Annotated in this window: 21 protein-coding genes; 17 read left to right on the top strand and 4 right to left on the bottom strand. The window is 69.9% G+C overall.

What is annotated here, in order from left to right:
• Positions 1-90 precede the first annotated feature (90 nt).
• The 12 genes from E1284_RS21140 to E1284_RS21085 all read left to right on the top strand — a co-directional run bounded on the left by E1284_RS21140 (position 91) and on the right by E1284_RS21085 (position 18,495).
• Entirely contained in the window at positions 91-939 is an 849-nt protein-coding gene (locus tag E1284_RS21140) for an MlaE family ABC transporter permease (RefSeq protein WP_131941539.1), read from the top strand.
• 112 nt (positions 940-1,051) lie between these two features.
• Entirely contained in the window at positions 1,052-1,903 is an 852-nt protein-coding gene (locus tag E1284_RS21135; protein WP_131941537.1) for an MlaE family ABC transporter permease, read from the top strand.
• Positions 1,904-1,910: 7 nt separating this feature from the next.
• Positions 1,911-3,218, top strand: coding sequence for an MCE family protein (locus tag E1284_RS21130; protein ID WP_131941535.1), 1,308 nt, complete (start codon positions 1,911-1,913; stop codon positions 3,216-3,218).
• Positions 3,215-4,246, top strand: coding sequence for an MCE family protein (locus E1284_RS21125; protein ID WP_131941533.1), 1,032 nt, complete (start codon positions 3,215-3,217; stop codon positions 4,244-4,246). Before E1284_RS21130 ends, E1284_RS21125 begins: the two co-directional genes overlap by 4 nt.
• The gene (locus E1284_RS21120) at positions 4,247-5,311 is read left to right on the top strand and encodes an MCE family protein (RefSeq protein ID WP_131941531.1); all 1,065 of its coding nucleotides are present in this window, start codon (positions 4,247-4,249) and stop codon (positions 5,309-5,311) included.
• Between the two features lie 14 nt (positions 5,312-5,325).
• Positions 5,326-6,606 carry an MCE family protein gene (locus tag E1284_RS21115; RefSeq protein WP_243714642.1) on the top strand — a complete coding sequence of 427 codons (1,281 nt, stop codon included), beginning with the start codon at positions 5,326-5,328 and terminating at the stop codon, positions 6,604-6,606.
• Positions 6,603-7,910, top strand: coding sequence for an MCE family protein (locus E1284_RS21110; RefSeq protein ID WP_131941527.1), 1,308 nt, complete (start codon positions 6,603-6,605; stop codon positions 7,908-7,910). The genes E1284_RS21115 and E1284_RS21110 overlap by 4 nt, the downstream gene beginning before the upstream one ends.
• Positions 7,907-9,355, top strand: coding sequence for an MCE family protein (locus E1284_RS21105; protein ID WP_131941525.1), 1,449 nt, complete (start codon positions 7,907-7,909; stop codon positions 9,353-9,355). The genes E1284_RS21110 and E1284_RS21105 overlap by 4 nt, the downstream gene beginning before the upstream one ends.
• A 10-nt stretch (positions 9,356-9,365) precedes the next feature.
• Positions 9,366-9,854: a hypothetical protein gene (locus E1284_RS21100; RefSeq protein WP_243714641.1), complete on the top strand. Its 489-nt coding sequence runs from the start codon at positions 9,366-9,368 to the stop codon at positions 9,852-9,854.
• Positions 9,851-10,726, top strand: a complete 876-nt coding sequence (locus E1284_RS21095; protein WP_131941523.1) for a hypothetical protein — start codon at positions 9,851-9,853, stop codon at positions 10,724-10,726. Before E1284_RS21100 ends, E1284_RS21095 begins: the two co-directional genes overlap by 4 nt.
• A 400-nt stretch (positions 10,727-11,126) precedes the next feature.
• Positions 11,127-14,603, top strand: coding sequence for a DNA-directed RNA polymerase subunit beta (gene rpoB, locus E1284_RS21090; protein ID WP_131941521.1), 3,477 nt, complete (start codon positions 11,127-11,129; stop codon positions 14,601-14,603).
• 19 nt (positions 14,604-14,622) lie between these two features.
• Positions 14,623-18,495 carry a DNA-directed RNA polymerase subunit beta' gene (locus E1284_RS21085; protein WP_131941519.1) on the top strand — a complete coding sequence of 1,291 codons (3,873 nt, stop codon included), beginning with the start codon at positions 14,623-14,625 and terminating at the stop codon, positions 18,493-18,495.
• A 143-nt stretch (positions 18,496-18,638) separates the two neighbouring features.
• On the opposite strand, the gene E1284_RS21080 is transcribed toward E1284_RS21085, so the two are convergent.
• Positions 18,639-20,120 (bottom strand): serine hydrolase domain-containing protein, encoded by a 1,482-nt coding sequence (locus E1284_RS21080; protein WP_131941517.1) that lies wholly within the window; start codon positions 20,118-20,120, stop codon positions 18,639-18,641.
• Positions 20,121-20,193: 73 nt separating this feature from the next.
• Here E1284_RS21080 and E1284_RS21075 point away from each other — a divergent pair, with 73 nt between their 5' ends.
• The 3 genes from E1284_RS21075 (at position 20,194) to E1284_RS21065 (ending at position 22,433) form a co-directional block, all read left to right on the top strand.
• The gene (locus E1284_RS21075) at positions 20,194-20,820 is read left to right on the top strand and encodes a TetR/AcrR family transcriptional regulator (RefSeq protein ID WP_131941516.1); all 627 of its coding nucleotides are present in this window, start codon (positions 20,194-20,196) and stop codon (positions 20,818-20,820) included.
• A gap of 220 nt (positions 20,821-21,040) precedes the next feature.
• On the top strand, positions 21,041-22,063 hold the full coding sequence (locus tag E1284_RS21070) for a DNA polymerase IV (RefSeq protein WP_131941514.1): 1,023 nt from the start codon (positions 21,041-21,043) through the stop codon (positions 22,061-22,063).
• A gap of 124 nt (positions 22,064-22,187) precedes the next feature.
• Positions 22,188-22,433 carry a hypothetical protein gene (locus tag E1284_RS21065; RefSeq protein WP_131941512.1) on the top strand — a complete coding sequence of 82 codons (246 nt, stop codon included), beginning with the start codon at positions 22,188-22,190 and terminating at the stop codon, positions 22,431-22,433.
• A 102-nt stretch (positions 22,434-22,535) separates the two neighbouring features.
• Here the strand turns inward: E1284_RS21065 and E1284_RS21060 are convergent, their stop codons facing one another.
• From E1284_RS21060 to E1284_RS21050, 3 genes are all read right to left on the bottom strand, one after another.
• Positions 22,536-22,952 (bottom strand): DUF7144 family membrane protein, encoded by a 417-nt coding sequence (locus tag E1284_RS21060; protein WP_131941510.1) that lies wholly within the window; start codon positions 22,950-22,952, stop codon positions 22,536-22,538.
• A gap of 183 nt (positions 22,953-23,135) precedes the next feature.
• A complete protein-coding gene (locus E1284_RS21055) occupies positions 23,136-24,341 on the bottom strand; it encodes a CU044_5270 family protein (protein WP_131941508.1) in 1,206 nt (401 codons plus the stop codon).
• On the bottom strand, positions 24,334-24,909 hold the full coding sequence (locus E1284_RS21050) for an RNA polymerase sigma factor (RefSeq protein ID WP_131941506.1): 576 nt from the start codon (positions 24,907-24,909) through the stop codon (positions 24,334-24,336). Before E1284_RS21050 ends, E1284_RS21055 begins: the two co-directional genes overlap by 8 nt.
• A 176-nt stretch (positions 24,910-25,085) precedes the next feature.
• Here E1284_RS21050 and E1284_RS21045 point away from each other — a divergent pair, with 176 nt between their 5' ends.
• Positions 25,086-26,066, top strand: a complete 981-nt coding sequence (locus E1284_RS21045) for an aldo/keto reductase (RefSeq protein WP_131941504.1) — start codon at positions 25,086-25,088, stop codon at positions 26,064-26,066.
• A gap of 240 nt (positions 26,067-26,306) precedes the next feature.
• Positions 26,307-26,513 (top strand): hypothetical protein (locus E1284_RS21040; protein ID WP_207923868.1); only part of this gene is annotated, 207 nt, incomplete at its 3' end.

Here is a 26,513-nt window from a genome sequence, read left to right as displayed (position 1 = left end):
CGGCCCGCCGCCGGCCGGCCCGGCCGGGCCGGGCGGCCAGTTCCCCGGCAACCCGCCGCCCGGCCGGCATGCGGGCGGTGCAGGGTACTGATGTCCACTCCTGGTATCGGCGCGGACCAGGCAGAGGGGAAGACCGGCGGGTCGTCCGCGACGTTCCGCAAGATCGGGGACGGCGCGGCCAACGTGGTCGTCAAGGAGCCCGGACGCTTCTTCGCCCTATGCCTCGACACCGCCCGTGCGACCTTCCAGTGGCCGTTCCAGTGGCGCGAGTTCATCCAGCAGGCCTGGTTCATCGTCAGCGTCACCGTCGTCCCGACCATGCTGGTCGCCATCCCGTTCGGCGGCGTCCTGTCGCTGCAGGTCGGCGGGCTGATCCGGCAGCTCGGCGCGCAGTCCTACACCGGTGCGACCGCGGTCGTCGCGATCGTCCGGGAGGCCAGCCCGCTGGTCACCTCGCTGCTGGTCGCGGGCGCGGCCGGGTCGGCGATGTGCGCCGACATCGGCTCCCGGAAGATCCGTGAGGAGATCGACGCCATGGAGGTGCTGGGGATCAACCCCCTGCACCGCCTGGTCGTCCCGCGGATGCTCGCGTGCGCGTTCGTCGCGCTGTTCCTGAACGGGCTGGTGTCGGTGGTCGGCCTGATGGGCGGCTACTTCTTCAACGTCATGCTGCAGGGCGGCACCCCGGGCGCCTACCTCGCGTCGTTCAACGCGATCGCGCAGCTGCCCGACCTGCTGCAGGCGGAGTTCAAGGCGTTCGTGTTCGGCATCACCGCCGGCCTCGTCGCCGCCTACAAGGGACTGAACGCCAAGGGCGGGCCGAAGGGCGTCGGCGACGCGGTCAACCAGACCGTCGTCATCACGTTCATGCTGCTCTTCCTGGAGAACTTCGTGATCTCCGCGCTGTACTTCCAGTTCGTCCCGTCGAAGGGGATGTGATGGCGAGCGGACGGGCGCCGTCTGGACTGAGGAGCGCAGGGAGCCTGCGACCGGAGCGACGAGGGAAGACGGCGCCAAGGACGGCCGCTCGCAGCCGAGCGGAGGCGAGGCGATGAGCACGGCCCCTGGAAAGACGGGCAAGGCGGTCTCCCGGGCGGTGAGCGCGCCGCTGGAGCGGCTGGACGACTTCGGCCACCAGATGTCGTTCTACGCCCGCGCGTTCGCCTGGGTGTTCCGGGTGCTGCGCCGCTACCGCACGGAGGTGCTGCGGCTGCTGGCCGAGGTGAGCCTCGGCACCGGCGGCCTCGCCGTCATCGGCGGCTCGGTGGTGATCGTCGGCTTCATGACGTTCTTCACCGGCAGCCAGGTCGGCCTGCAGGGCTACGAGTCGCTGAACCAGATCGGCACGGCCGCGTTCACCGGGTTCGTCGCGTCCTACTTCAACACGCGCGAGATCGCGCCGCTGGTGTCGGCGCTCGCGCTGTCGGCGACGGTCGGCTGCGGCTTCACCGCGCAGCTCGGCGCGATGCGGATCTCCGACGAGATCGACGCGCTGGAGGTCATGGCCGTCCCGTCGATGCCGTTCCTCGTCACGACCCGGATGCTGGCCGGGATGATCGCGGTCATCCCGCTGTACATCGTGGGCCTGCTCGCCTCCTACGGCGCGACGCGGGTGATCGTGACGGTGTTCTACGGCCAGTCGACCGGCACCTACGACCACTATTTCCATTTGTTCCTACCGCCGAACGACATCTTGTGGTCGTTCGGCAAAGTGATCATTTTCGCGGTGCTGGTGATGCTGATCCACTGCTACTACGGCTACCACGCGTCCGGCGGCCCGGCGGGCGTCGGCGTCGCGGTGGGCCGCGCGGTGCGCACCAGCATCGTCGTCATCAACGTGGCGGACCTCCTGCTCGGCATGGCGATCTGGGGCACCACCACCACCGTCCGGATCGCGGGGTGACGGCACGATGAGCGAACGCGTGCGCTACCGGGTGCTCGGCACCTCGATGATCGTCGTGATCGTCCTGCTGCTGGCGCTGACCGTCGCGCTGTACAACAAGGCGTTCACGCCCGTGACCGAGGTGAAGGTGAAGGCCGAGCGGGCCGGGCTGCAGTTGCTGCCGCACTCGGACGTGAAGGTGCGCGGGCTGATCGTCGGCGAGGTGCGCGGCACCGACGCGACGGCGGACGGCGCCACGCTGCACCTCGCGCTCGACCCCGGCAAGGCGAAGCTGATCCCGCGGAACGTGCAGGCGCGGCTGCTGCCGAAGACGCTGTTCGGCGAGAAGTACGTGGACCTGGAGATCCCGGCGCAGGCCGGCCCGGCCGGGCTGCGCGACGGCCAGGTCATCCAGCAGGACCGCTCGCAGGCCGCCATCGAGATCGACAAGGTGCTGAACGACCTGCTGCCGCTGCTGCAGGCGGTGAAGCCGGCGGAGCTGAACGCGACGCTGAACGCGCTCGCGACGGCGCTGCAGGGCCGCGGCGACCAGATCGGCCGCAACCTCGAAGAGGCCGACGACCTGCTCCGCAAGATCAACCCGCAGCTCGGCACGCTGGTGCACGACCTGCACGGCCTCGCGGACGTCTCCGACATCTACGCGCAGGCCGCGCCGGACCTGCTGCAGACGCTCCGGAACCTCAACGTGACCAGCCGCACGATCACCGCGAAGAAGGCGACGATCGAGCAGCTGATCCCGGCGACGACCGCGCTGGCGCAGGACGGCGAGGTGTTCATGCGGCACAACGGGCCGAAGATCATCGGCGTGAACATCGCGAACCGGGACGTCGCGAGCCTGGTCGCCCGGTACTCGCCGTCGCTGCCGTGCGTGTTCGCCGGGCTGATGAAGCTCAAGCCGGAGGCCGAGCGGGTCGCCGGCGGGGGCGGGTCCAAGACCTTCAACCTGACGGTCGAGATCGTGAAGCCGCGGCCCGGCTACAAGTACCCGCTGGACGCGCCGGAGGCCAAGGACCGGCGCAACCCGCGCTGCTACGGCCTGCCGAACCCCAAGGTGCCGTCCCCGGACTACCTGGCGCTGGACGGCACGCAGGACGACCTGTGGTGGAAGAACCCCGATGACCCGAACGGCGGCGGGGGCAACCGCGGCCGGGCGCTGTCGAACGTGTTCGTCGACACCGGCTCGCTGACCCCGAAGGAGCAGCTCAAGAGCGTCCTCGGGCCGCTGACGCAGACCAGGTCCGATGAGCTGTCGGACGTGTCGGAGCTGATGTTCGGGCCGCTGCTCTCGGACGGATCGGTGGTGACGATCAAGTGAGGACTTCGGGCGCGGCGATCAAGCTGCTGACCTTCGTGGTCATCACCTCGGTGGCCACCGGCGTGCTGGCGATGACGATCTCCAACATGCGCTTCCGGGACACCCGCGAGTACAAGGCGATCTTCACCGACGTCACCGGCCTGCTGGACAACGACGACGTCCGCGCGGCCGGCGTCCAGGTCGGCCAGATCGAGCACATCCGGCTGTACAAGGGCGACAAGGCCGAGGTGACGTTCTCCGTGGAGGAGGACGGCCCGTTCAAGGCGGGGCTGCCGTCCACCACGCAGGTGCAGATCCGCTACCGGAACCTGATGGGCCAGCGCTACCTCGCGCTGACCGACGGCGCCGGGCAGGCCAACGACTACCTGAAGCCGGGCGGCACGATCCCGGTCTCGCAGACCCAGCCGGCGCTGGACCTGACGACGCTGTTCAACGGCTTCCGGCCGCTGTTCCGCGCGCTGGAGCCGAAGGACGTCAACACGCTGGCGATGCAGATCATCCAGGTGCTGCAGGGCGAGGGCGGGACGATCAACAGCCTGCTCGCGCACGTGGCGTCGCTGACCAACACGCTCGCCGACCGGGACCAGGTCATCGGCGAGGTCATCGACAACCTGAACACCGTCCTCGGCACGATCGACCAGCGGCACGACCAGGTCGACCGGCTGGTGCGGGACCTGCGCAGCTTCGTAAGCGGCGTCTCCGGCGACCGCAAGGCGATCTTCGACTCGGTCGCGGCGATCAACGACCTCACCGGCACGACGCAGGACCTGCTGTCGGACGCGCGCCCCGGCATCAAGAATGACATCGCGGGGCTGAGCAAGCTCGCCGGGACGTTCGCGGCCAACGAGAAGGCGATCGACGGCGGGCTCAAGCGGTCGCCGAAGCGGCTTGAGGGGCTCGTGAACATCTCCTCCTACGGGTCCTGGTTCAACATGTACATCTGCGGCCTCGACGCGCGGGTGCGGCTGCCGGGCGGACCGGTCTACCAGACGCCGGCGATCGTGAACGAGAACGCGAGGTGCAAGTAGATGAGGATCCCGTTCCGGGAACGCAACCCGGTCCCCATCGGGCTCTCCGCGTTCGCCGTCATCGCGGTGCTGCTGGCGCTGGTGATGAACCTGGACAACATCCCGTTCGTCTCCGGCGGCAAGACCCACACGGCCGCGTTCAAGGAGGCCGCCGGGCTGAAGCCCGACGAGGAGGTCCGCATCGCGGGCGTCAAGGTCGGGAAGGTCACCGCGCTCGACCTGGACGGCGACCACGTCAAGGTCACCTTCCGGGTGGACGACGGCGTGCGGCTCGGCGACCGCACCGAGGCCGGCATCAAGATCAAGACGATCCTCGGCGCGCACTACCTGGAGCTGACCCCGCGCGGCAAGGGCCGGCTCGGCCGCAGCATCCCGATCGAGCGGACGCACACCCCGTTCGAGGTCGTCCCCGCGATCAGCGAGCTGAGCCGGCGGGTCGGCGCGATCGACGTCCAGCAGGTCGCCAAGTCGTTCGACGTGCTGTCGGAGACGTTCAAGAACTCGCCGGAGGAGGTCCGGGCGTCGCTGGAGGGCCTGCGGCGGCTGTCCAACACGGTCGCGTCCCGCGACGACGAGCTGCACGAGCTGGCCGGCAAGGCCAAGAACGTCTCCGAGCTGCTCGCCGACCGCAACCAGGACTTCGCCAAGCTCGTCCAGGACGGCGACAAGGTGCTGCAGGCCGTGCAGGCGCGCCGGGCGGTCATCCACCAGCTGCTGATCAACACCGTGACCCTGTCCCAGCAGGTGAACGCGCTGATCAAGGAGAACGAGAAGCAGCTGCGGCCGATGCTGGACAACCTGGCGAAGGTCAACCGGGTCCTGCTGAAGAACCAGGACAACCTCGACCGGATCCTGCAGCTGTTCGCGCCGTTCGCGCGGCAGTTCTCGGACGTCACCGGGACCGGGCGCTGGTTCGACTCGTGGATCCAGAACCTCCTCCCGATCCCCGCGTCGATCCAGGACGCACCGTCCAACGGCGGGACCGCGACGAAGAAGCAGGGCGGCCGGACCGGCAACCAGACGCAGACCGGCAACAGCGACAACCCGTTGCCGTTCCTCCCGTGAGCAGGCAGGTCACTGTGCGTAACTCAGGAACCATCCTTCGCCTAGGCGGCGCGATCCTCGCCGTCGCAGTGCTGGTGGCCGCGCTCCTGCTGATCCTCCAGGAGCCGAAGCAGCGCCACCTGACGGCCTACTTCACCAAGACCGTCGGCCTGTACAAGGGCGCGGACGTCCGCATCCTCGGCATCCCGGTCGGCGAGGTCACCAAGGTCGAGCCGGTCGGCGACGCGGTCAAGGTCGAGCTGAAGTACGACGCCAAGTACAAGGTGCCGGCCGACGCGCAGGCCGTCATCATCAACCAGACGCTCGTCGCCGACCGCTACATCCAGCTGACGCCCGTCTACAAGAGCGGCGCCGTCCTCGCCGACGGCGCGACGCTGACGACGGGCCGCACCGCCGTCCCGGTCGAGGTCGACCAGGTCAGCGGCAGCCTGAGCGACCTGACCAAGGCTCTCGGCCCCGAGGGCGCCAACGCGCCCGGCGCGAACGGCCAGGAGGGGTCGCTGTCGCGGCTGCTGGAGGTCGGCGCCGCGAACCTGGACGGCCAGGGCGACGACATCCGGGCGACGATCGCGGACGCGTCCAAGGCGCTCAGCACGCTCAGCACCGACCGCGGCGACGTCGCCGAGACGATCAGGAACCTGCGGATCATCACCGACGCGATGAAGGCGAACGACCAGCAGATCAAGTCGTTCACCGGGCACCTCAACGGGGTGTCGGGGCAGCTCGCGGGGGAGAAGGAGGAGCTGAGCGCGGCCCTCAACACCCTCGCCCCGACGCTGCGGAACGTGCAGCGGTTCGTCAAGGACAACCGCGGCGAGCTGGCCGCGAACGTCCGGCAGCTCGCGCAGATCACCGGCGTGCTGGTGAAGGAGAAGGACGCGCTCGCCGAGATCCTCACCGCCGGCCCGCTGGCCGTGAACAACCTGGCCCGCGCCTACGACCCGATCAGCGGCACCATCCACACCCGCAACAACTTCCGCCAGTTCCACGACCTGGCCGACTGGGTCTGCTCGCTGGCGTACTCGGTCGGCACGCCCGCCAAGGAGTGCCTCGACTTCGTCAAGCCGTACAACGGCATCGGCAAGGCGCTGACGGGCTTCAGCCTCGACCTGTCCTGGATCACGGCGCTGACCACGCACTACGACCCGGTGCCGATCCCGCCGGACGCCTACGGCCCCGGCGGCAGGCCCGGCAAGACGAGCAAGACCGCGAAGACGAGCACCACGACCAACAAGACCGCGACGCGCACCCAGCCCGGTGATCTCAGCGCGCTGCTGCCGGGAGGTGGCCGATGAGCAGGACCAGGAGACGGCCGGTGCGCCGCGCCCGCCTGCTGGGCGCCGCCGCGATCGCCGCGACGGCGGCCCTGTCGGGCTGCTCGTTCAACGGCGTCTCGTCGCTGCCGCTGCCCGGCGGCCCCGACCTCGGCTCGAACCCCGTCACCGTCAAGATCGAGTTCGCGAACGTGCTGGACCTCGTCCCGCAGTCGGCGGTCAAGGTCAACGACGTGTCGGTCGGCAAGGTCGAGGACATCGAGCTGGAGGGCGGCGCCCCCGGGCAGGGCGGCTGGCACGCGCTCGTCACCGTGAAGATCCGCCGGGACGTGAACCTCCCGGACAACTCGATCGCGACGGTCAGCCAGACCAGCCTCCTCGGCGAGAAGTTCGTGCAGCTGGAGCCGCCGAGGTACGAGGCACCGAACGGCCGGCTCGGCACCGGCGACCTGATCCCGCTGAACCGCACGTCCCGCGGCACCGAGATCGAAGAGGTGCTGTCGGCGATGTCGCTGCTGCTGAACGGCGGCGGCCTGGAGCAGGTCTCCACGATCAGCCACGAGCTGCAGGCCGCGATGAACGGCCGGACCGGCACGATCCGGTCGGTGCTGGAGCGGGTCAACACCTTCGCCGGGACGCTCGACCGCAACCGCGCCGCGATCACCCGCGCGCTCGACAGCATCGACCGGCTGAGCGGCAAGCTCGCGGACGAGCGCAAGACGATCCAGGACACCATCGATGAGACGGGGCCCGCGATCGCCGTCCTCGACCGCAACCGCGCCGACCTCACCAAGATGCTGGTCGCGCTGGACAAGCTCAGCCGCACCACCACCAACGTGATCAACCGCTCGAAGGCCGACCTGCTGGCGAACCTCCAGGACGTCGACAAGATCCTGCGGAACCTGAACAAGGCGGGCAACGACCTGCCGCGGTCGCTGGAGACGCTGATCACCTTCCCGTTCCCGGCCACGTTCGAGAACACCATCGAGGGCGACTACGGCAACGTCCGGCTGACCGTCGACCTGGACTTCGAGTCCATCGCCCGGAACCTGCTCGGCGGCACCGACCTGGAGGGGATGCTCGGCAGCGGCCAGCAGATGCGCAGCATGCTGCAGGTCCCCAACGTCACGCTGCCCGACTCGCCGCTCGGCGTGCTGCCGCAGACGGCCGGCGGGATCCCGGGGCTGCCCGGCCAGTCGACGCCGGCCCCGAAGACGACGCCGACATCGAAGAAGACGTCCGGTACCCCGGCTCCGGAGCGGACGGGCTCGCTCGGCTCCGATGACGGCGGTCTGCGGACCCTGGTGACGGGGGGCCTGTCGTGATCCTCAAGCGCGGCGTCATCATCCAGCTGATCGCGTTCGCGGTCATCACGGTCGTCGGCGTGGCGATCGTCTCGGTGAACTACATCGGCCTCGGCCGCGACCTGCTCGGCAAGCAGTACGTCGCCTACGTCGACCTCACCGACTCCGGCGGCGTGTTCACCAACGCCGAGGTCACCTACCGGGGCGTCCCGGTCGGACGGGTCGGGCCGATCGAGCTGACCAAGGACGGCATCCGGGTGAAGCTGCTGCTCGAACGCGGCGAGCGGATCCCGCGCGAGGGCACCAAGGCCGTCGTGGCGAACCGGTCCGCGGTCGGCGAGCAGTACATCGACCTGGAGCCCACCAAGAAGAGCGGGCCCTACCTCGACGAGGGCGCCGCCTACACGATCCCGAAGGAGCGCACCACGCTCCCGGTGTCCACCGCCGAGCTGCTGCGCAACGTCGACTCGCTCGTCGGGTCGGTCAACACCAAGGACCTCGGCGTCATCGTGGACGAGCTGAACAAGGCGTTCTCCGGCTCCGCCGAGGACCTCCAGTCGATCCTGGACGACACCGACCGGCTGCTGAAGACGGCGAACGAGGCGTACCCCGACACCAAGCAGCTCCTGGACAACAGCGTCACCGTGCTGGACACCCAGCGCGGGCAGGCCGCCAACATCCAGGGCTTCGCCCGCAACCTGAACGAGCTCACCCGGTCCCTGCGCAACGACGACCCCGCCCTGCGCAAGACCATCGACGGCGTGCCGGGCGCGGTGGACGAGACGCACAAGGCCATCAACCAGCTGGCGCCGACGCTGCCCGTCCTCCTGGCGAACCTCACCACGACCGGGCAGGTCATCTCGTCCCGCCAGGCGGGCCTCCGGTCGCTGTTCATCCTGTACCCGGTGACGGTCGCCGGCGCGTTCACCGTCACGCCCGGCGACGGGACCCAGCACCTGGGCCTCGACCTGAACATCGACTCGCCGCCGCCGTGCACCGAGGGCTACGAGAAGGTCAAGCACCGCTGGCCCCAGGACACGTCCCCGAAGAAGCCGACCCTGGACGCCGGGTGCAAGGCCCCGCACAACGCGCCCACCGCGGTGCGCGGCTCCCGCAACTTCCCGAAGGACGAGATCCTGCCGTACCCGCAGGTCCCGGCGGGCGCCACCGCCGGCGCCGGCTTCCCCGAGGGCGGCGCCACCGGCGACCCGAAGACCGAGGCCAAGGGCACGGGCGGCGCCAAGACGAAGGCCGCGGCCGCGGCCCCGACGGGCCAGGTCGCCGACGGCCGACTGATCCTTTCGTATCCGTCCGATTCAGTGGAATTCGCTGGATACGATCCAACGACCGGTGCGGTCTACGGGCCCGACGGCAGGCGGTACGTCATGCCGCGCAGCGCCGGAACCCGTCAGCTGGGAGAGGAATCCTCGTGGAAGTGGCTCCTGCTCGGACCGTTGAGCCAGTGAGGCGGACACGATGAGGGGCCGCCTGCCCATGGTCACCGCGATCACGCTCGGAGCCGTCGTGGTCGCCCTGGCCATCGCGTCCGGCTGGCTCGGCGTCGTCTCCCTGCGCAACAAGGACGACGCCGACCAGCGCGCGAAGGCGATCCAGTCGGCGCGCCAGATGGGCGTCAACCTGATGACGCTCGACAAGGCGACCGCCCAGCGCGACGTCGACCGCATCGTGGCGGGCGCCACCGGCGACTTCAAGAACACCTTGAGCACCCAGGCCAGGACGCTGATCGACCAGCTCACCCAGACCGGTGCGAAGTCGACGCTCACCGACGTCACCGCCGCGGTCGTGTCCATCGACGGCGACTCCGCCGAGGTGATGGTCTCCCTGGACGGCGTCGTGACCAACCCCAAGGTGAAGGACGGCGTCCCGCGCAAGTACAGGTACCTGATGGACCTGGATCGGGTCGGTGACCGCTGGCTCGTTTCCGACTTGGAGATGGTCCCGTGACGATGCTCGGCCGGGGCAAGCGCTCCGAGAAGAAGCCCGACGCCACGTCGGACAAGGCGACCAGGGCCGAGAAGGCGGCGAAGGCCGCCGAACTGGCCGAGGAGGCCGCGGAGCGGGCCCGCGAGGCCGCCCGCCTGGCCCAGATAGCCGCCGACGAGGCCGCCGAAGCCGACGAGCCCGCCAAATCCCCCGAGACGCCCGAGAGCAAGGGGAAGCTCTCCGAAGTCGACCCCACCCCCGAAACTTCGGCAGAAGACGACTCAGCGCCGTCTGAGGACGACTCCACCACCCCGGAACCCCCCGAAGCCGACACGGACGAGGTCGAGGAGACCGAAGCCGAGGACGCTGAGGGAACCGACGACGAGGACGACGAACCTCGCCGGGCCCGCCTCGGCCTCCCGACGGTGATCGCCGTCCTGGCCGTGCTGGCGATCGCGCTCGGTGTCGGCACGACCGTGCTGGGCCTCAAGGTCAAGGAGCAGAAGGCGACCGAGCAGGCGGTCAAGGAGGCCTCGTTCGCGTCGTCCCACACGGCGCAGAAGATGTCGTCCTACGACTACCGGACGCTGGACTCCGACCTGAAGGCCGCGTCCGCCCTGACGACGGGCAGGCTCCACACCCAGTACGGCAAGCTCGCCGAGACGCTCAAGACCGTCGCGGTCCAGCAGCAGGCGGTCTCCAACACCACGGTGATGAAGGTCGGCGTCGTGAGCGCGACCCCCGACAAGGTCGTGACCCTCGTCTACGCGAACCGCTCGTCCGCCACCAAGAACGACAAGGAGCAGCGCCTCCCGGAGTCGCTCCGCATCAAGATGACGATGGTCAAGAAGGACGGCAAGTGGCTGGCCTCCGAGGTCACCGTCCTCTCGTAGCACCCCAGAGACGACACACCCCGTGCCCCGAAGACCGGGCCACGGGGTGCTCTTTTTGCCGGCATGCCCCGCATCGCCGACGGTGTTCCAGCGGGGTCGCCCCCGGGCTTAAACTGTAACCTTCCTCACTGCAGGTCAGGGCCCGAAAAGTCCAAGTCCGCTCTTGACTGAGAGGCGCTGAGGGGCGATGCTCCATGGCAACGTGATGCATACTGCGGCGCTAGAGTTGCGAGCGGTGTACCAGTCGGCTACACTGCCCCTTTGCGCTGCCCTCTGACTATCCGCGTGTGAGAGCACCCCTGCGGGGGTCTGTCGTAGACCCCGAAAAAGCAGGTCTCGGACGTGGATCGTCTGGCGTGCGTGTCGTCAGTTACGCCGCGAGCCCTCGGAAGGACCACTCTTGGCAGCCTCGCGCAACGCCTCGAATACCGCAACCGGTCCGCACCGCGTCTCCTTCGCGCGCATCAAGGAGCCGCTCGAAGTCCCGGACCTCCTTGCACTGCAGACCAACTCCGTTGACTGGCTGCTGGGCAACGAGAGGTGGAAGGCCCGGGTCGAGGCGGCCCAGAAGGCCGGAAGTAAGAGCGTCCCGACCCAGTCGGGGCTGGAGGAGATCTTCGAAGAGATCAGTCCCATCGAGGACTTCTCCGGAACCATGTCCCTCTCGTTCCGCGACCACCGGTTCGAGCCGCCCAAGTACTCCGTCGAGGAGTGCAAGGACAAGGACATGACCTACTCCGCCCCGCTGTTCGTGACGGCGGAGTTCATCAACAACACCACCGGTGAGATCAAGAGCCAGACGGTGTTCATGGGCGACTTCCCGCTCATGACCCCGAAGGGCACCTTCATCATCAACGGCACCGAGCGCGTCGTCGTCTCGCAGCTGACCCGTTCGCCCGGCGTCTACTTCGACCGCGCCCTCGACAAGGCGTCCGACAAGGACATCTACGGCTGCCGGGTCATCCCGAGCCGGGGCGCCTGGCTCGAGTTCGAGATCGACAAGCGCGACAACGTCGGCGTGCGCATCGACCGCAAGCGCAAGCAGCCCGTCACGGTGCTGCTGAAGGCGCTCGGCTGGGACGAGGCGCGCATCCGCGAGCGCTTCGGCTCCTACGAGTCGATCAACGTCACCCTGGAGAAGGACCACACGTCCGGCCAGGACGACGCACTGCTCGACATCTACCGCAAGCTGCGTCCGGGCGAGCCGCCGACGCGCGAGTCCGCGCAGACGCTGCTGGAGAACCTGTACTTCAACCCGAAGCGGTACGACGTCGCCAAGGTCGGCCGCTACAAGATCAACAAGAAGCTCGGTCTCGACCTGGACATGCGCCAGGGCACGCTGACCGAGGACGACATCGTCGCGACCGTCGAGTACCTCGTCCGGCTGCACGCCGGCGAGGAGGAGGCCACCCTCGGGGCCGTCCCGGTGCCGATCGAGGTCGACGACATCGACCACTTCGGCAACCGGCGGCTGCGCACGGTCGGCGAGCTGATCCAGAACCAGGTCCGGCTGGGCCTGGCCCGGATGGAGCGCGTCGTCCGCGAGCGGATGACCACCCAGGACGTCGAGGCGATCACGCCGCAGACCCTGATCAACATCCGGCCGGTCGTCGCCTCCATCAAGGAGTTCTTCGGCACCAGCCAGCTGTCGCAGTTCATGGACCAGACCAACCCGCTGGCCGGGCTGACGCACAAGCGCCGGCTGAACGCGCTCGGTCCCGGTGGTCTGTCGCGCGAGCGGGCGGGCATGGAGGTCCGCGACGTCCACCCGTCCCACTACGGCCGCATGTGCCCGATCGAGACGCCGGAAGGCCCGAACATCGGCCTGATCGGCTCGCTCGCCGCGTTCGGCCGGGTCAACCCGTTCGGGTTCGTCGAGACGCCGTACCGCAAGGTCACCGACGGCGTGGTCACCGAGCAGATCGACTACCTCACCGCCGACGAGGAGGACCGCTACGTCATCGCGCAGGCCAACTCCCTGCTGAACGACGACGGCACCTTCGTCGACGACCGCATCCTGGTCCGCCGCAAGGGCGGCGAGGTCGAGCTGGTCCCCGCCCGCGAGGTCCAGTACATGGACGTCTCGGCGCGGCAGATGACCTCGGTCGCCACCGCGATGATCCCGTTCCTGGAGCACGACGACGCCAACCGCGCGCTGATGGGCTCCAACATGCAGCGCCAGTCCGTCCCGCTGCTGCGCAGCGAGGCGCCGCTGGTCGGCACCGGCATGGAGTACCGCGCGGCGACCGACGCCGGTGACGTCATCACGGCCGAGAAGGCCGGCGTCATCGAGGAGGTCTCCGCCGACTACGTGACCGTCATGAACGACGACGGCACGCGGACGACCTACCGGGTGTCGAAGTTCAAGCGGTCCAACCAGGGCACCTGCTTCAACCAGAAGCCCATCGTCGACGAGGGGCAGCGGGTCGAGGTCGGCCAGGTCATCGCCGACGGCCCGTGCACCGACAACGGCGAGATGGCGCTCGGCAAGAACCTCCTCGTGGCGTTCATGCCGTGGGAGGGCCACAACTACGAGGACGCCATCATCCTCAGCCAGCGCCTGGTGCAGGACGACGTCCTCTCCTCGATCCACATCGAGGAGCACGAGGTCGACGCCCGCGACACCAAGCTCGGCCCCGAGGAGATCACCCGGGACATCCCGAACGTCTCCGAGGAGGTCCTCGCCGACCTCGACGAGCGCGGCATCATCCGCATCGGCGCGGACGTCGTCCCCGGCGACATCCTGGTCGGCAAGGTCACCCCGAAGGGCGAGACGGAGCTGACCCCCGAGGAGCGGCTGCTCCGCGCGATCTTCGGTGAGAAGGCGCGCGAGGTCCGCGACACCTCGCTGAAGGTGCCGCACGGCGAGCAGGGCAAGGTCATCGGCGTCCGGGTGTTCTCCCGCGACGACGGCGACGAGCTCCCGCCCGGCGTGAACGAGCTGGTCCGGGTGTACGTCGCGCAGAAGCGCAAGATCACCGACGGCGACAAGCTGGCGGGCCGGCACGGCAACAAGGGCGTCATCTCCAAGGTGCTCCCCGTCGAGGACATGCCGTTCATGGAGGACGGCACGCCGGTCGACATCGTCCTGAACCCGCTGGGCGTCCCCGGGCGCATGAACGTGGGCCAGGTCCTGGAGACCCACCTCGGCTGGGTCGCCTCCCGCGGCTGGAAGGTCGAGGGCGACGACGAAGAGTGGAAGCGCGCTCTGAAGGCCATCGGCGCCGACCAGGCCGAGCCGTGGACGAACACCGCGACGCCGGTGTTCGACGGCGCCCAGGAGAGCGACGTCACCGGGCTGATCACGAGCACGCTGCCCAACCGCGACGGCAACCGGATGGTCGAGCCCGGCGGCAAGGCGCGGCTGTTCGACGGCCGCACCGGCGAGCCCTACCGCGACCCGATCTCCGTCGGCTACATCTACATCCTCAAGCTGCTCCACCTGGTCGACGACAAGATCCACGCGCGCTCGACCGGCCCGTACTCCATGATCACCCAGCAGCCGCTCGGCGGTAAGGCCCAGTTCGGCGGCCAGCGCTTCGGTGAGATGGAGGTGTGGGCGCTGGAGGCGTACGGTGCCGCGTACGCGCTCCAGGAGCTGCTGACCATCAAGTCCGACGACGTCCTCGGCCGCGTGAAGGTGTACGAGGCCATCGTCAAGGGCGAGAACATCCCCGAGCCCGGCATTCCCGAGTCCTTCAAGGTGCTCATCAAGGAGATGCAGTCGCTGTGCCTCAACGTCGAGGTGCTCTCCAGCGACGGCATGTCGATCGAGATGCGCGACACCGACGAGGACGTCTTCCGCGCCGCGGAGGAGCTCGGCATCGACCTGTCCCGCCGTCCTAACGAGGGCGCGATGAGCGTCGACGAGGTCTGAGAACTCAAGGGGAAAACAGTTGCTTGACGTCAACTTCTTCGACGAGCTTCGCATCGGTCTGGCGACCGCCGACGATATCCGCCAGTGGTCGCACGGCGAGGTGAAGAAGCCGGAGACGATCAACTACCGGACCCTCAAGCCGGAGAAGGACGGGCTCTTCTGCGAGAAGATCTTCGGCCCGACCCGGGACTGGGAGTGCTACTGCGGCAAGTACAAGCGCGTCCGCTTCAAGGGCATCATCTGTGAGCGCTGCGGCGTCGAGGTGACCCGCGCCAAGGTGCGGCGCGAGCGGATGGGCCACATCGAGCTGGCCGCGCCGGTCACGCACATCTGGTACTTCAAGGGCGTGCCGTCCCGCCTCGGCTACCTGCTGGACCTGGCCCCGAAGGATCTCGAGAAGATCATCTACTTCGCGGCCTACATGATCACCAGCGTGGACGCGGAGCGGCGCGACCGCGACCTGCCCACGCTGGAGGCGCACATCTCGGTGGAGCGCCAGCAGATCGAGCAGGCCCGCGACGCGCAGGTCGAGGCCCGCCAGCAGAAGCTGGAGGGCGACCTCGCGGAGCTGGAGGAGGCCGGCGCGAAGGCCGACCAGAAGCGCAAGGTGCGCGACGGCGCCGAGCGGGAGATGAAGCAGCTGCGCGACCGCGCGCAGCGCGAGCTCGACCGCCTCGACGAGGTGTGGAGCCGGTTCAAGAACCTCAAGGTCCAGGACCTGGAGGGCGACGAGCTGCTCTACCGCGAGATGCGCGACCGCTTCGGCAAGTACTTCGAGGGCGGCATGGGCGCCGCGGCCATCCAGGCGCGGCTGCAGAACTTCGACCTCGACGCCGAGGCCGAGAAGCTGCGCGACATCATCCGCACCGGCAAGGGCCAGAAGAAGGCCCGCGCCCTCAAGCGGCTGAAGGTCGTCTCGGCGTTCCTCAACACCCGCAACAGCCCGCTCGGCATGGTGCTGGACTGCATCCCGGTCATCCCGCCGGACCTGCGTCCCATGGTGCAGCTGGACGGCGGCCGCTTCGCGACCTCCGACCTGAACGACCTGTACCGCCGGGTCATCAACCGGAACAACCGGCTCAAGCGCCTGCTCGACCTGGGCGCGCCCGAGATCATCGTCAACAACGAGAAGCGGATGCTGCAGGAGGCCGTCGACGCGCTGTTCGACAACGGCCGCCGCGGCCGCCCGGTCACCGGGCCGGGCAACCGCCCGCTGAAGTCGCTGTCCGACATGCTCAAGGGCAAGCAGGGCCGGTTCCGGCAGAACCTGCTGGGCAAGCGCGTCGACTACTCCGGCCGTTCGGTCATCGTCGTCGGCCCGCAGCTGAAGCTGCACCAGTGCGGCCTGCCCAAGCAGATGGCGCTGGAGCTGTTCAAGCCGTTCGTCATGAAGCGGCTGGTCGACCTCAACCACGCGCAGAACATCAAGTCCGCCAAGCGGATGGTCGAGCGCGCGCGTCCCGTCGTGTGGGACGTCCTGGAAGAGGTCATCACCGAGCACCCGGTGCTGCTGAACCGCGCTCCGACCCTGCACCGGCTCGGCATCCAGGCGTTCGAGCCGCAGCTGGTCGAGGGCAAGGCCATCCAGATCCACCCGCTGGTCTGCACCGCGTTCAACGCGGACTTCGACGGCGACCAGATGGCGGTGCACCTGCCGCTGTCCGCCGAGGCGCAGGCCGAGGCGCGGATCCTGATGCTGTCGACGAACAACATCCTGAAGCCGTCGGACGGCAAGCCCGTCACCATGCCCACCCAGGACATGGTCATCGGCCTGTACTGGCTGACGACGCAGAAGGACGGCGCCGTCGGCGAGGGCCGCGCGTTCGGCTCGGCCGCCGAGGCGATCATGGCCTACGACCGGGGCGAGCTCGACCTGCAGGCCAAGATCCAGATCCGGCTGAAGGACATGCCGCCGCCGCGCGACTGGATCGCGCCGGAGGGGTACGAGCCCGGCCAGCCGTACCGGCTGGAGACGACGCTCGGCCGCGCCATGTTCAACGAGACGCTGCCGGACGACTTCCCGTTCGTCGACGACGAGATCGGCAAGAAGCAGCTGTCGGCGATCGTCAACGAGCTGGCGGAGACGTACCCGAAGGTCGCCGTGGCCAACGCGCTCGACGCGCTGAAGAGCACCGGCTTCCACTGGGCGACCCGGTCCGGCGTCACGATCGCGATCGACGACGTCATCACGCCGCCGAACAAGCAGGACATCCTGGCCGGCTACGAGGCGCGCGCCGAGAAGGTGCAGCGGGAGTTCAACCGCGGCCTGATCACCGACGATGAGCGCAAGCAGGAGCTCATCGAGATCTGGAACAAGGCCACCGCGGACGTCGCGGTGGACATGGAGAAGGCGTTCCCGAAGGCCAACCCGATCTGGATGATGATCCAGTCGGGCGCCCGCGGCAACCCGCTGCAGCTCCGCCAGATCGCCGGCATGCGCGGCCTGGTCTCCAACCCCAAGGGCGAGACCATCCCGCGTCCGATCAAGTCGTCCTTCCGCGAGGGCCTGTCGGTCGTCGAGTACTTCATCTCGACGCACGGCGCCCGCAAGGGCCTCGCCGACACCGCGCTGCGGACCGCCGACTCGGGTTACCTGACCCGGCGCCTGGTGGACGTCGCGCAGGACGTCATCGTCCGCGAGGAGGACTGCGGCACCGACCGCACGATCCCGTTCGAGATCGTGGAGCGGCAGTCGGACGGCAGCGTGATCAAGCTGCCGACGACGGAGACGAGCCTCACCGGCCGCACGATCGCCGAGGACGTCGTCGTCGACGGGACGGTCATCTACCCGGCCGACACCGACCTGTCGGACGCGGTCGTGACGCGCCTGTTCGAGGCGGGCGTGGAGAAGGTCCGCACCCGCAGCGCCCTGGTCTGCGAGGCCAAGATCGGCGTCTGCGCCGCCTGCTACGGCCGTTCGCTGGCCACCGGCAAGCGGGTGGACGTCGGCGAGGCCGTCGGCATCATCGCCGCGCAGTCCATCGGTGAGCCGGGCACGCAGCTGACCATGCGCACCTTCCACACCGGCGGTGTGGCCGGTGGCGACATCACGCACGGTCTGCCGCGCGTCCAGGAGCTGTTCGAGGCCCGCATCCCCAAGGGTGTGGCCCCGATCAGCGAGGTCGCCGGCCGCGTCAAGATCGACGAGACGGAGAAGGCCCGCAAGGTCGTCGTCGTCCCCGACGACGGCTCCGACGAGATCGCCTACCAGGTGCCGATGCGGTCCCGCCTGCTGGTCAAGGAGGGCCAGTCCGTGGGCGTCGGGCAGCAGCTCATCGCGGGTGCGATCAACCCGCACGAGGTGCTGCGCATCCTCGGCCCGCGCGCCGTCCAGCTCCACCTGGTCCAGGAGGTCCAGGAGGTGTACCGGTCGCAGGGCGTGTCGATCCACGACAAGCACATCGAGATCATCGTCCGCCAGATGCTGAAGCGGGTGAACATCCTCGAGTCGGGCGACACCGACCTGCTGCCGGGCGACCTGGTCGAGCGTCCGATCTTCGAGGAGACGAACCGGAACGTCGTGGCCGAGGGCGGCACGCCCGCCGCCGGCCGCCCCGTCCTGATGGGCATCACCAAGGCCTCGCTCGCGACCGAGTCGTGGCTGTCGGCGGCGTCCTTCCAGGAGACGACCCGGGTGCTCACCGAGGCCGCGATGCACGCCAAGAGCGACCCGCTGCTGGGCCTCAAGGAGAACGTCATCATCGGTAAGCTCATCCCGGCCGGTACCGGCATGCCGCAGTACCGCAACGTCCGGGTCGAGCCGACCGAGGAGGCGAAGGCGGCGGTCTACTCCGTCGGCTCCTACGACGACGGCGCCGAGTACGCCTTCGGTCAGGGCTCCGGCGAGGCCGTGCCGCTGGAGGAGTACGACTTCGGCCAGTACAACCGCTAGCGTCCCGTCCCGGGACGCCGCTCCGGCGGCGTCCCGGCTCGCGGACACCCCGTGCCTGACGACACGCGGCAAGGCCCCTTCCAACCGGGAGGGGCCTTTTCGCGTGCGCCCCGTCCAGCGGCTGAGGCCGATAGCTAGATCGTTCAAGGGATCCGACGCCGTGCGCGGGCGGCGCGGACGATGCGCAGTGCGGCGACGGCGGTGCCCGCGGCGGACGCCGTCCACAGCGCGATCACGGCGTCCGGAACCCAGACCAGCGCCGCCTTCATGTCGTCGAGGACCGCCAGCGCCGCGACGGCGGCCGCGGGGAGCGCGCCGGCGAGGACCCATCCGACGGTGACGGCGAGTCGCGGAGAGGCCGGGCCGGTGGGGCGGCGCAGCAGCAGTGCCGAGCGTCCGGCGGCCACGATGAACGCCGCGGCCAGTCCGGTGACGCCCCAGACGGTCAGCAGGTACGGGAGCGCGGACGGATCGGGGCCCGGCCGCCCGCCTGCGAGGATCCGGGCGGCGCCGAAGCCGACCCGCATGACCGCCGCGTCCTGGAGGAGCCCGTACAGGTTCTGCTCCACGACCAGCGCGACATTCCGCTGCGGCAGCACGAACATCATGGCTGAATAGCCCGGTGTACCGCCGGTGTGCCAGAGAGCCGTGTCGAGCGGCGCGTCCAGCCCGCCGATACGCCAGCCGAGGCCGTAGCCGCTGCCGCCGAGGCCTTCCTCGCGCATGAGGCGCACGGATTCGGTGGTGAGGACGGTGCCGCCGCCGGCCGTCCTGCCCGCGCGGAGCTGGAGGGACGCGAAGGCGGACAGGTCCCCGAGGTCCCCGCCCATGTAGCCGTAGCCGGCGCCGTGATCGTCGAAGCCGTCCGCGACGGCGACCGGGAAGCCCCACAAGAGTTGGTGCCCCGGCGGCAGCCGCCGCTGCCGGGCGGAGGCGGCGTCGGCGATGGCGCCGTTCATCCCGGCCGGAGCGAGCACGGCCTGCCGGAGGTACTCGGCGAACGGGCGTCCCGTGACGGCCTCGACGAGCGCGGTCAGGACGACATAGTTGGCGCTCGTATACGCGTACTCGGTGCCCGGAGGGCCGAGCGGAGTGATGCCGTCCAGCGCCCGAAGCCGTTTCGCCGGAAGCGGGCAGTCCGGCCCGTAGCAGTCGGTGACCTTGGACGTCGCCGATGCGGGGATGCCGGCAGTCTGGGTCAGCAGATGGCGGACCGTCACCCGGGACGCGTGCGCCGCCCCGCCGAACCGGAATCCGGGCAGGTGTCCGACGACCCGGTCGTCCAGGCGGAGACGTCCCGACTGCACCAGCGTCATGACGGCCGTCGCCGTGACGGGTTTGGCGAGCGAACCCCAGACGAACGGCGTCCGGGCGGTGACGGGTTCGCCCCGTCCGTCCGTGCCCCACGACCGCTGGTGCAGCGGGCCGTCCGGTCCGACGACGGCATAGGAGAGGCCCGGGGTGTGCGTGGCCTCCATCCGGTGGCGCACGTACGCGTCGATGGCCGCGTACCGATCCGGCGGTGCGCCGGCCGACGCGACGGGTGCGCACATCAGCAGGCAGAGCACGACGAGCACGGGTAGGACGAAGGCCCTGGCGGACCTGTACGGACGGAGTGAGCGCATGGGGACGTTCCTCGGTGAGGTCGAATAACCGTATGGCGATACGGTTTTTACCGTATGGCGATATGGTTATCAAGTGCCGAGGACAGCCGACCACGAGCAGCGCCGCCGCCAGATCGCCGCGGCCGTCTGCGAACTCATCTCCGAACAGGGCCTGGACGCCGTCACCGTCGCCCGCACGGCCGCCGCCGCGGGCATCTCGGTCGGCCTGGTGCAGCACTACTTCCGCACCAAGGACGAGATGCTGCTGCACGCGTTCGACCACGTCAGCGCGTCCATCCGGGCCAGGGTCGACCAGCGGATCCAGGCCGGGATAGAGCACCGGCGCCCCATCGCCGGAGTCCTCGCGCAGGCGCTGGCCGAGTTCCTGCCGCTGGACGCCGTGCGCCGCACCGAGTTCCGCGTCACCAGGGCGTTCGCCGGACGCGCGCTCGACGCCCCCGCCCTCGCCGAGGTCGACGCCGCGACCGCGCGGTCCGTGCGCGCCGACCTCGCGCGGGCCGTCCACAACGGCAAGGAGTGCGGCGAAGTCGAACCGGACACCGACCCGGAACCCGCCGCCGTCCGCCTCCTGGCCGTCACCGAGGGCCTCGCCCTGCAGATCCACCGCGATCCCGCAACCGAGGAACTCGCCCGGTCGGTCCTGGACACCGAACTCGCCGCCACGTTCACCGGCCAATGCCGCCAGTACACGAACCCTTAGGACCGGACGGGCCGAAGCCACCGAGAAGCCGAGCGAAGACGAGGCCTTGATCAGGGACGGGGGCACCCGTGGAACGGACTGCCTCCCGCCCACGCTGGAGGCGCAGAACCGACGATTCGGGTGCTCGATCGGTTGGCGAGGGCCCCTGACGCGTCCCTCTCCGTAACGTTCGTTCCGCGCGCGGTGTGAGTGTGTTCGGGCTGGTGGGGGACAAGGGGGTGTGGCTCGTTGGGTGCTGCACGTCGATCTCGACCAGTTCATCGCGGCCGTGGAGGTGCTGCGGCGGCCTGAGCTTCGCGGGCGGCCGGTCGTCGTCGGCGGGGACGGCGATCCGGCGAAGCGCGGCGTCGTCAGCACGGCCTCGTACGAGGCGCGCGAGTACGGCGTGCACTCCGGGCTGCCGCTCAGGACGGCGGCGCGGCGCTGCCCGGACGCGGTCTTCCTGCCCGTGGACCGGGACGTCTACGAGGCCGCCTCGCGGCAGGTGATGGACGCGCTGCGGAGCCTGGGCGCGGTGGTCGAGGTCCTCGGCTGGGACGAGGCGTTCCTGGCCGTCGACGGCGACGATCCCGAGGCCGTGGCGCGGGAGGCGCGCGACCGGGTGCGCGCGGCGACCGGGCTCGAATGCACGGTGGGCATCGGGCAGAACAAGCTCCAGGCGAAGCTGGCGACCGGCTTCGGGAAGCCCGCCGGGGTCTTCCGGCTCACCGCCGACACCTGGTTCGAGGTGCTCGGCGACCGGCCGACCGACGCGCTGTGGGGCATCGGTGCGAAGACCGCCAAGCGGCTCAGGGCTCTCGGCATCGCCACGGTCGCCGACCTCGCGGCGGCCGATCCGGACGTCCTCGCCGGGGAGGTCGGCCCCGCGACCGGGCCGTGGCTGATCCGGCTGGCCCAGGGCCGGGACGGGTCGCCGGTGAGCGACGCGCCCCATGTGCCGCGGTCGTGCGGTCGGGAGACCACCTTCCAGCATGATCTGGACGATTGGGACGACGTCCGCCGCGAGGTGTCCCGCCTGGCCCGGCAGGTCGCCGGCGACGTCGCCGAAGACGGGAGGAACGTCGTCCGGGTCGTCGTCAAGGTTCGGTACGCGCCGTTCATCACGCAGACCCATGGCCGGACGCTGGAGGCGCCGACGGCCGGACGGCACCGGATCGAGCAGGCCGCACTCGCCGCGCTCACCGCGTTCACGGCGCGGCGGCCGGTGCGGCTGCTGGGCGTCCGCGCCGAATTCGCGCGCTGATCCGGGCGCCGCGCAGGTGACCTGCGGTCAAACGTCTTTTTTTACCTCTTTGTCTGGTTTTGTGGCTTGGGGGGCGGGGATGAAGGCTCCCGTTGCCAGATGTACGCGACGGGGGAGAAAGCAGATGAAGAGGGTCATGACCGGGGCACTGATCGCCGCCGTCGTCGGTGCCGGGGGAGTGGGCGGCGGCGCGGCCGTCGCGCAGGCGTCCCCGGACCAGAGCGCGCGCCAGGACTGCCGCACCTACTCCAGCGTCACCGAGTGCGGTCAGCCCAAGCTCAACGAGAAGCAGCAGGCGTGCGTGAACGCCGCGGTCCAGCAGGGCATGACCGAGCGCCGCGCCACCGTGGAGTGCGACGCGTTCGCCTGAGCCCGCCGCGCATACCGCGCGCACACCGAACGCGCATCGCGAAGGGGCCCGTCCATCCCGGACGGGCCCCTTCGGTGTGCCGGGCGCCCCGGTGGCGCCCGGTCAGCCGGCCTTCGCCCCCGGCGGCGGTGCGGTGAGCGCGTAGATCAGCAGGACGCACAGCGCGATCGTCAGCACCGACCAGAGCGGGAAGGCGAGCAGGAACGCCAGATGCCCGATGGCGGCGACGACGGCGAAGAAGACCCCGGTCGCGCGAGCCCACATCTTCCCCGACAGGATCGCCGCGCCGACCGCGATCTGGACGATGCCCATGATCAGCCAGATCCAGCCCCACGTCGTGTAGTCGAAGACGAGGATCTGGTTCTGGCCGACGAGGTAGTAGTCGTCCCTGAACAGCCCCACCAGGCCGTCGATGACGTTGAACGCCCCGATCACCAGGGCGAGTGTGCCGGCGAAGGCGAGCCACCCCGAGGTCCGGTGCCGCTCGTGTGCCATGGGCGATGCGGTCTTGGTCGTCATGTGATCCCCCTCCCGGTCGGCCGTACGGCGCTGCCGACCTGGTGATCGGAGGGTGCCCTCCCTGATAGAGGTCGCAAACCGTAATCAACTGGCTCTTAAGGGCACCTTTACGGATATCTGGGGCATTCAAGAGGGCCCGTCCCGCCGGACGGGCCCTCAACGGTGTGGATCAGACGGTGGCCATCAGTTCGCCGGGGGCTTCGCGTCGGTCCATTCGGCGACCTCGAACGCCTGGTACGCGACCATTTCGCCGGGCTTGTGGAAGCGGTCGGGCATGTTCCTCGCCTTCAGGGAGCGCGGCTTGCCGTCGTCCCCGGGAGGGAGCGGCCGGCTGCCGTGCGGCGGCGTCACGACCAGGTCGCGGATCGCCAGCAGGGAACCGGCGTCCGGGGCGACGATGAACTGGCGCCGGTAGGTGCCGAGCTGCCTCGGAGCGGTGAACAACCCGAGCGGCGCGGTCGTCTTCAGCGGCAGCGAGATCGCCATCCCGGGCCGGCCGAGCGGATCGGTCGTCGGGCCCTCGGCCTTGACGCCGGGCAGGTCCGCCAGCAACCGGAACACCGCCGCGCGCACCGCCGGCGGCGCGGGCGCGGTGGACAGCAGGGTTCCGGCCACCTCGCTCAGCGCCCGGATCCGCTCCCGCCCCCGCAAGGCGCGGATCGGCTCCTCCTTCTCGCCGTCCTTGGAGACGGCGTGCCAGTGGCCCTTGAGGTTCAGCAGCACCTTCTCCAGTTCCTCCGGACGCGTGGGCAGCGCGGCGATCTGGCGCGGCGTCATGCCCTGGAACCGTTCGACGGACGCCGGCCACGGCGACCGGCCACTGGTCTGCTCCGACATGTCCAGGTGGACCTCGCCGTCCGGACCCTCCGGGTTCGGGACGGTGACCCACGCGGGCGAACCCGCCGCCTCCCACTTCTCCCTGTCCTGCGCGGTGAGGGGGACGTCGGGGATCTCGATGTGGGTCGTTCGGGTGAGGCCGGTGACGTCGATCCACGCCTCGTTCCCCTGCCTCGAATCCACCTTGTAGTGGTTCGACGGGCTCTTGCCGACCGAGAAGACCTCGCCCATGACGGTCTTGGTGTGCCAGTACCGCCCGGCGGGCGCCTTCTGCGCGTTGGTCGCGGCCACCAGGAGAGCGTTGCCGGGGGCGATGGCCGTCGTCCCGTGCGGGGCGGGGGGCGCGTCGCCTCCGGGCCGCAGGACGACGACGGTGACCGCCCCGGCGGCGACGGCGGCGGTCGCCGCGACCGCTATCACCGGCATCCTCAGCCGGCGCCGGGGACGCTCCCGGGGGCCGTTCCGCCAGTCGGTGCGCAGGGCGAGGCGCTCCGGGCCCTCCTCCTCGGCCAGCGCCGTCCGCATGCCCCGCAGCGCGTCGATCTCATCCATGGGTCTCCTCCTCGGGCAGGGCCTTGCGGAGCTTCCTCCGGGCCCGGTGGATCTTGGCCTTGACCGTGCCGAGCGGCAGGTCGAGCGCCGCCGCGATCTCGGCGTAGGACAGCTCCGCCCACGCCAGCAGCAGGACGGCGTGGCGCTCCTGCGCGTTCAGCGACGCGAGCGCCTTCGCGAGGCCCGGCCCGAGCGCGGCGGCCGACGCGCGGTCGCTCGCCGTGTCGGCGACGCCGTCCTCGGCGGGATCGGTCCCCGTCCGGGCGAACGCCCGGTACATGCGGCTCTCCTGGCGGTGGTGCCGGGCGATCAGGTTGGCGGCGATGCCCCACAGCCAGGCGCCGAACTCCCGGCGCCCGTCGAACCTCGCGCGCTGCCGGAACGCCGTCGCGAACGCCTCCGACACCAGGTCGTCGGCGAGCGCCGGCCCGAGGCGCCGCCTGATGTAGGCGTGCAGCTTCGGCGCGTGGCGCCGGAACAGCTCGCCGAACGCCTCGGGGTCGTCCAGCGACGCGGCGACGATGCGGGAGTCGTCCAGCTCGCCCTCGGCACGGCTCACCGCGTGCATGTGCGTGTCTTCATGGAGTGCTTCTCCGGGGGCCTAGAGGATGCTGACACCCTCCTCTATCCCGAAGCCCGCCCTCCGGTTGCGGCCGCCGCGTCGGGCCGGCGCGGAAGTCGTCCGGCAGGGGTGGTGCTGCACGGGACGGCGCGGCACCGTGGAGGGGTTGAGAGGAGTTGCCCATGCAACAGGTACGGCTCGGCACCACCGGACTGAAGGTTTCGCGGATCTGCCTCGGGATGATGAGCTACGGCGACCCCGCGGTGCGGAAATGGGCGCTGGACGAGGAGGCGGCGGAGCCGATCGTCCGGCGCGCCGTCGAGGGCGGCGTCACGTTCTTCGACACCGCCGACGTGTACTCGCTGGGGGCGAGTGAGGAGATCACCGGGCGCCTGCTCCCGAAGCTCTTCACCCGGCGCGACGACTACGTCCTGGCCACCAAGGTCTGCATGCCGATGGGGGAGGGGCCCAACGACCGGGGACTGTCGCGCAAGCACATCCTGGCGGGCATCGACGATTCGCTGAGGCGGCTCGGCACCGACTACGTCGACCTCTACCAAATCCACCGGTGGGACTACGGGACGCCCATCGAGGAGACCATGGAGGCCCTGCACGACGTGGTGAGGTCGGGCAAGGCGCGGTACATCGGAGCGTCCAGCATGTACGCGTGGCAGTTCGCCAAGGCCCAGCACACCGCCGAGATGCACGCCTGGACGAAGTTCGTCTCGATGCAGAACCACTACAACCTCCTCTACAGGGAAGAGGAGCGCGAGATGAACCCGCTCTGCGCCGACCAAGGAGTGGGCCTCATCCCGTGGAGCCCCCTAGCACGCGGCATGCTCGCCGGGAACCGGGAGCGGGGTGGTGAGCGCAAGACCGTCCGGTCCCGAAACGACGCTTTCGGTGACGGCCTCTACACCGACGACGACTTCGACGTCGTCGACGCCGTGCGTGAGGTCGCGGGCGAGCGCGGCGTGCCGGCGGCGCAAATCGCGCTCGCGTGGCTGCTCGGCCGCCCCGGGGTGACCGCGCCGATCGTGGGAGCGACGAAACTCACGCACATGGACGACGCGATCGCCGCCGAGAGCCTGGAACTGGACGAGAAGGAGGTCGCGCGACTGGAGGCCCCGTACCGTCCGCACGCGGTCCTCGGGCACTCCTGACGGGGCGATGGGTGCGGACGCCCCGTACGGAACGTACGGGCGATGTCCGGCGTCTATCAGGGGGTGGTGATTTGCGATTCCCCGGGCGATCGGGGCAGGCTGTGGACGAGAACGCCCACGCCTGGCAGGACCGCCACGTGGTGACAAGGGTGAAGGTCCGGAGGCGGCGTTATGCGCCGCGCGCCTCCGGGCTTCCGGGACTGAGGAGCCCCGGGACGACGGCGCTGAAGGAGCCCGACGATGACCGAGAACGACGGTACGCAGGGTCCGCAGCGGCCGTTGCCGGAGGACGAGGGGCAGCCCGGCCCGGTGGAGGGCCAGGAGCCCCCCGCGCGGCCGCTGGGCGACCGCACCGTGGTGTTCGGGGCTCCGCAGCTCGGCGGCCAGGCCGGCCCGGCGGGCGCGCAGCCGCCCGAGCAGCGCGAGGACGAGCGGCCCGCCCCGCCC

It is taken from the genome of Actinomadura bangladeshensis (assembly GCF_004348335.1).
In the GTDB taxonomy this organism is placed as follows: Bacteria; Actinomycetota; Actinomycetes; order Streptosporangiales; family Streptosporangiaceae; genus Spirillospora; species Spirillospora bangladeshensis.
Note: the sequence above shows the minus strand (reverse complement) of the source record. Positions and strands in the feature narration are given on the sequence as shown.

Excerpts from the sequence above, each read along its gene's own strand:
- E1284_RS21065 (WP_131941512.1), top strand. The coding sequence starts at position 22,188 with ATGAAGAGGGTCATGACCGGGGCACTGATCGCCGCCGTCGTCGGTGCC.
- E1284_RS21120 (WP_131941531.1), top strand. The coding sequence starts at position 4,247 with ATGAGGATCCCGTTCCGGGAACGCAACCCGGTCCCCATCGGGCTCTCC.
- E1284_RS21140 (WP_131941539.1), top strand. The coding sequence starts at position 91 with ATGTCCACTCCTGGTATCGGCGCGGACCAGGCAGAGGGGAAGACCGGC.
- E1284_RS21110 (WP_131941527.1), top strand. The coding sequence starts at position 6,603 with ATGAGCAGGACCAGGAGACGGCCGGTGCGCCGCGCCCGCCTGCTGGGC.
- E1284_RS21080 (WP_131941517.1), bottom strand. The coding sequence starts at position 20,120 with ATGCGCTCACTCCGTCCGTACAGGTCCGCCAGGGCCTTCGTCCTACCC.
- E1284_RS21130 (WP_131941535.1), top strand. The coding sequence starts at position 1,911 with ATGAGCGAACGCGTGCGCTACCGGGTGCTCGGCACCTCGATGATCGTC.
- E1284_RS21060 (WP_131941510.1), bottom strand. The coding sequence starts at position 22,952 with ATGACGACCAAGACCGCATCGCCCATGGCACACGAGCGGCACCGGACC.
- E1284_RS21100 (WP_243714641.1), top strand. The coding sequence starts at position 9,366 with ATGAGGGGCCGCCTGCCCATGGTCACCGCGATCACGCTCGGAGCCGTC.
- E1284_RS21050 (WP_131941506.1), bottom strand. The coding sequence starts at position 24,909 with ATGCACGCGGTGAGCCGTGCCGAGGGCGAGCTGGACGACTCCCGCATC.
- E1284_RS21135 (WP_131941537.1), top strand. The coding sequence starts at position 1,052 with ATGAGCACGGCCCCTGGAAAGACGGGCAAGGCGGTCTCCCGGGCGGTG.
- E1284_RS21045 (WP_131941504.1), top strand. The coding sequence starts at position 25,086 with ATGCAACAGGTACGGCTCGGCACCACCGGACTGAAGGTTTCGCGGATC.
- E1284_RS21055 (WP_131941508.1), bottom strand. The coding sequence starts at position 24,341 with ATGGATGAGATCGACGCGCTGCGGGGCATGCGGACGGCGCTGGCCGAG.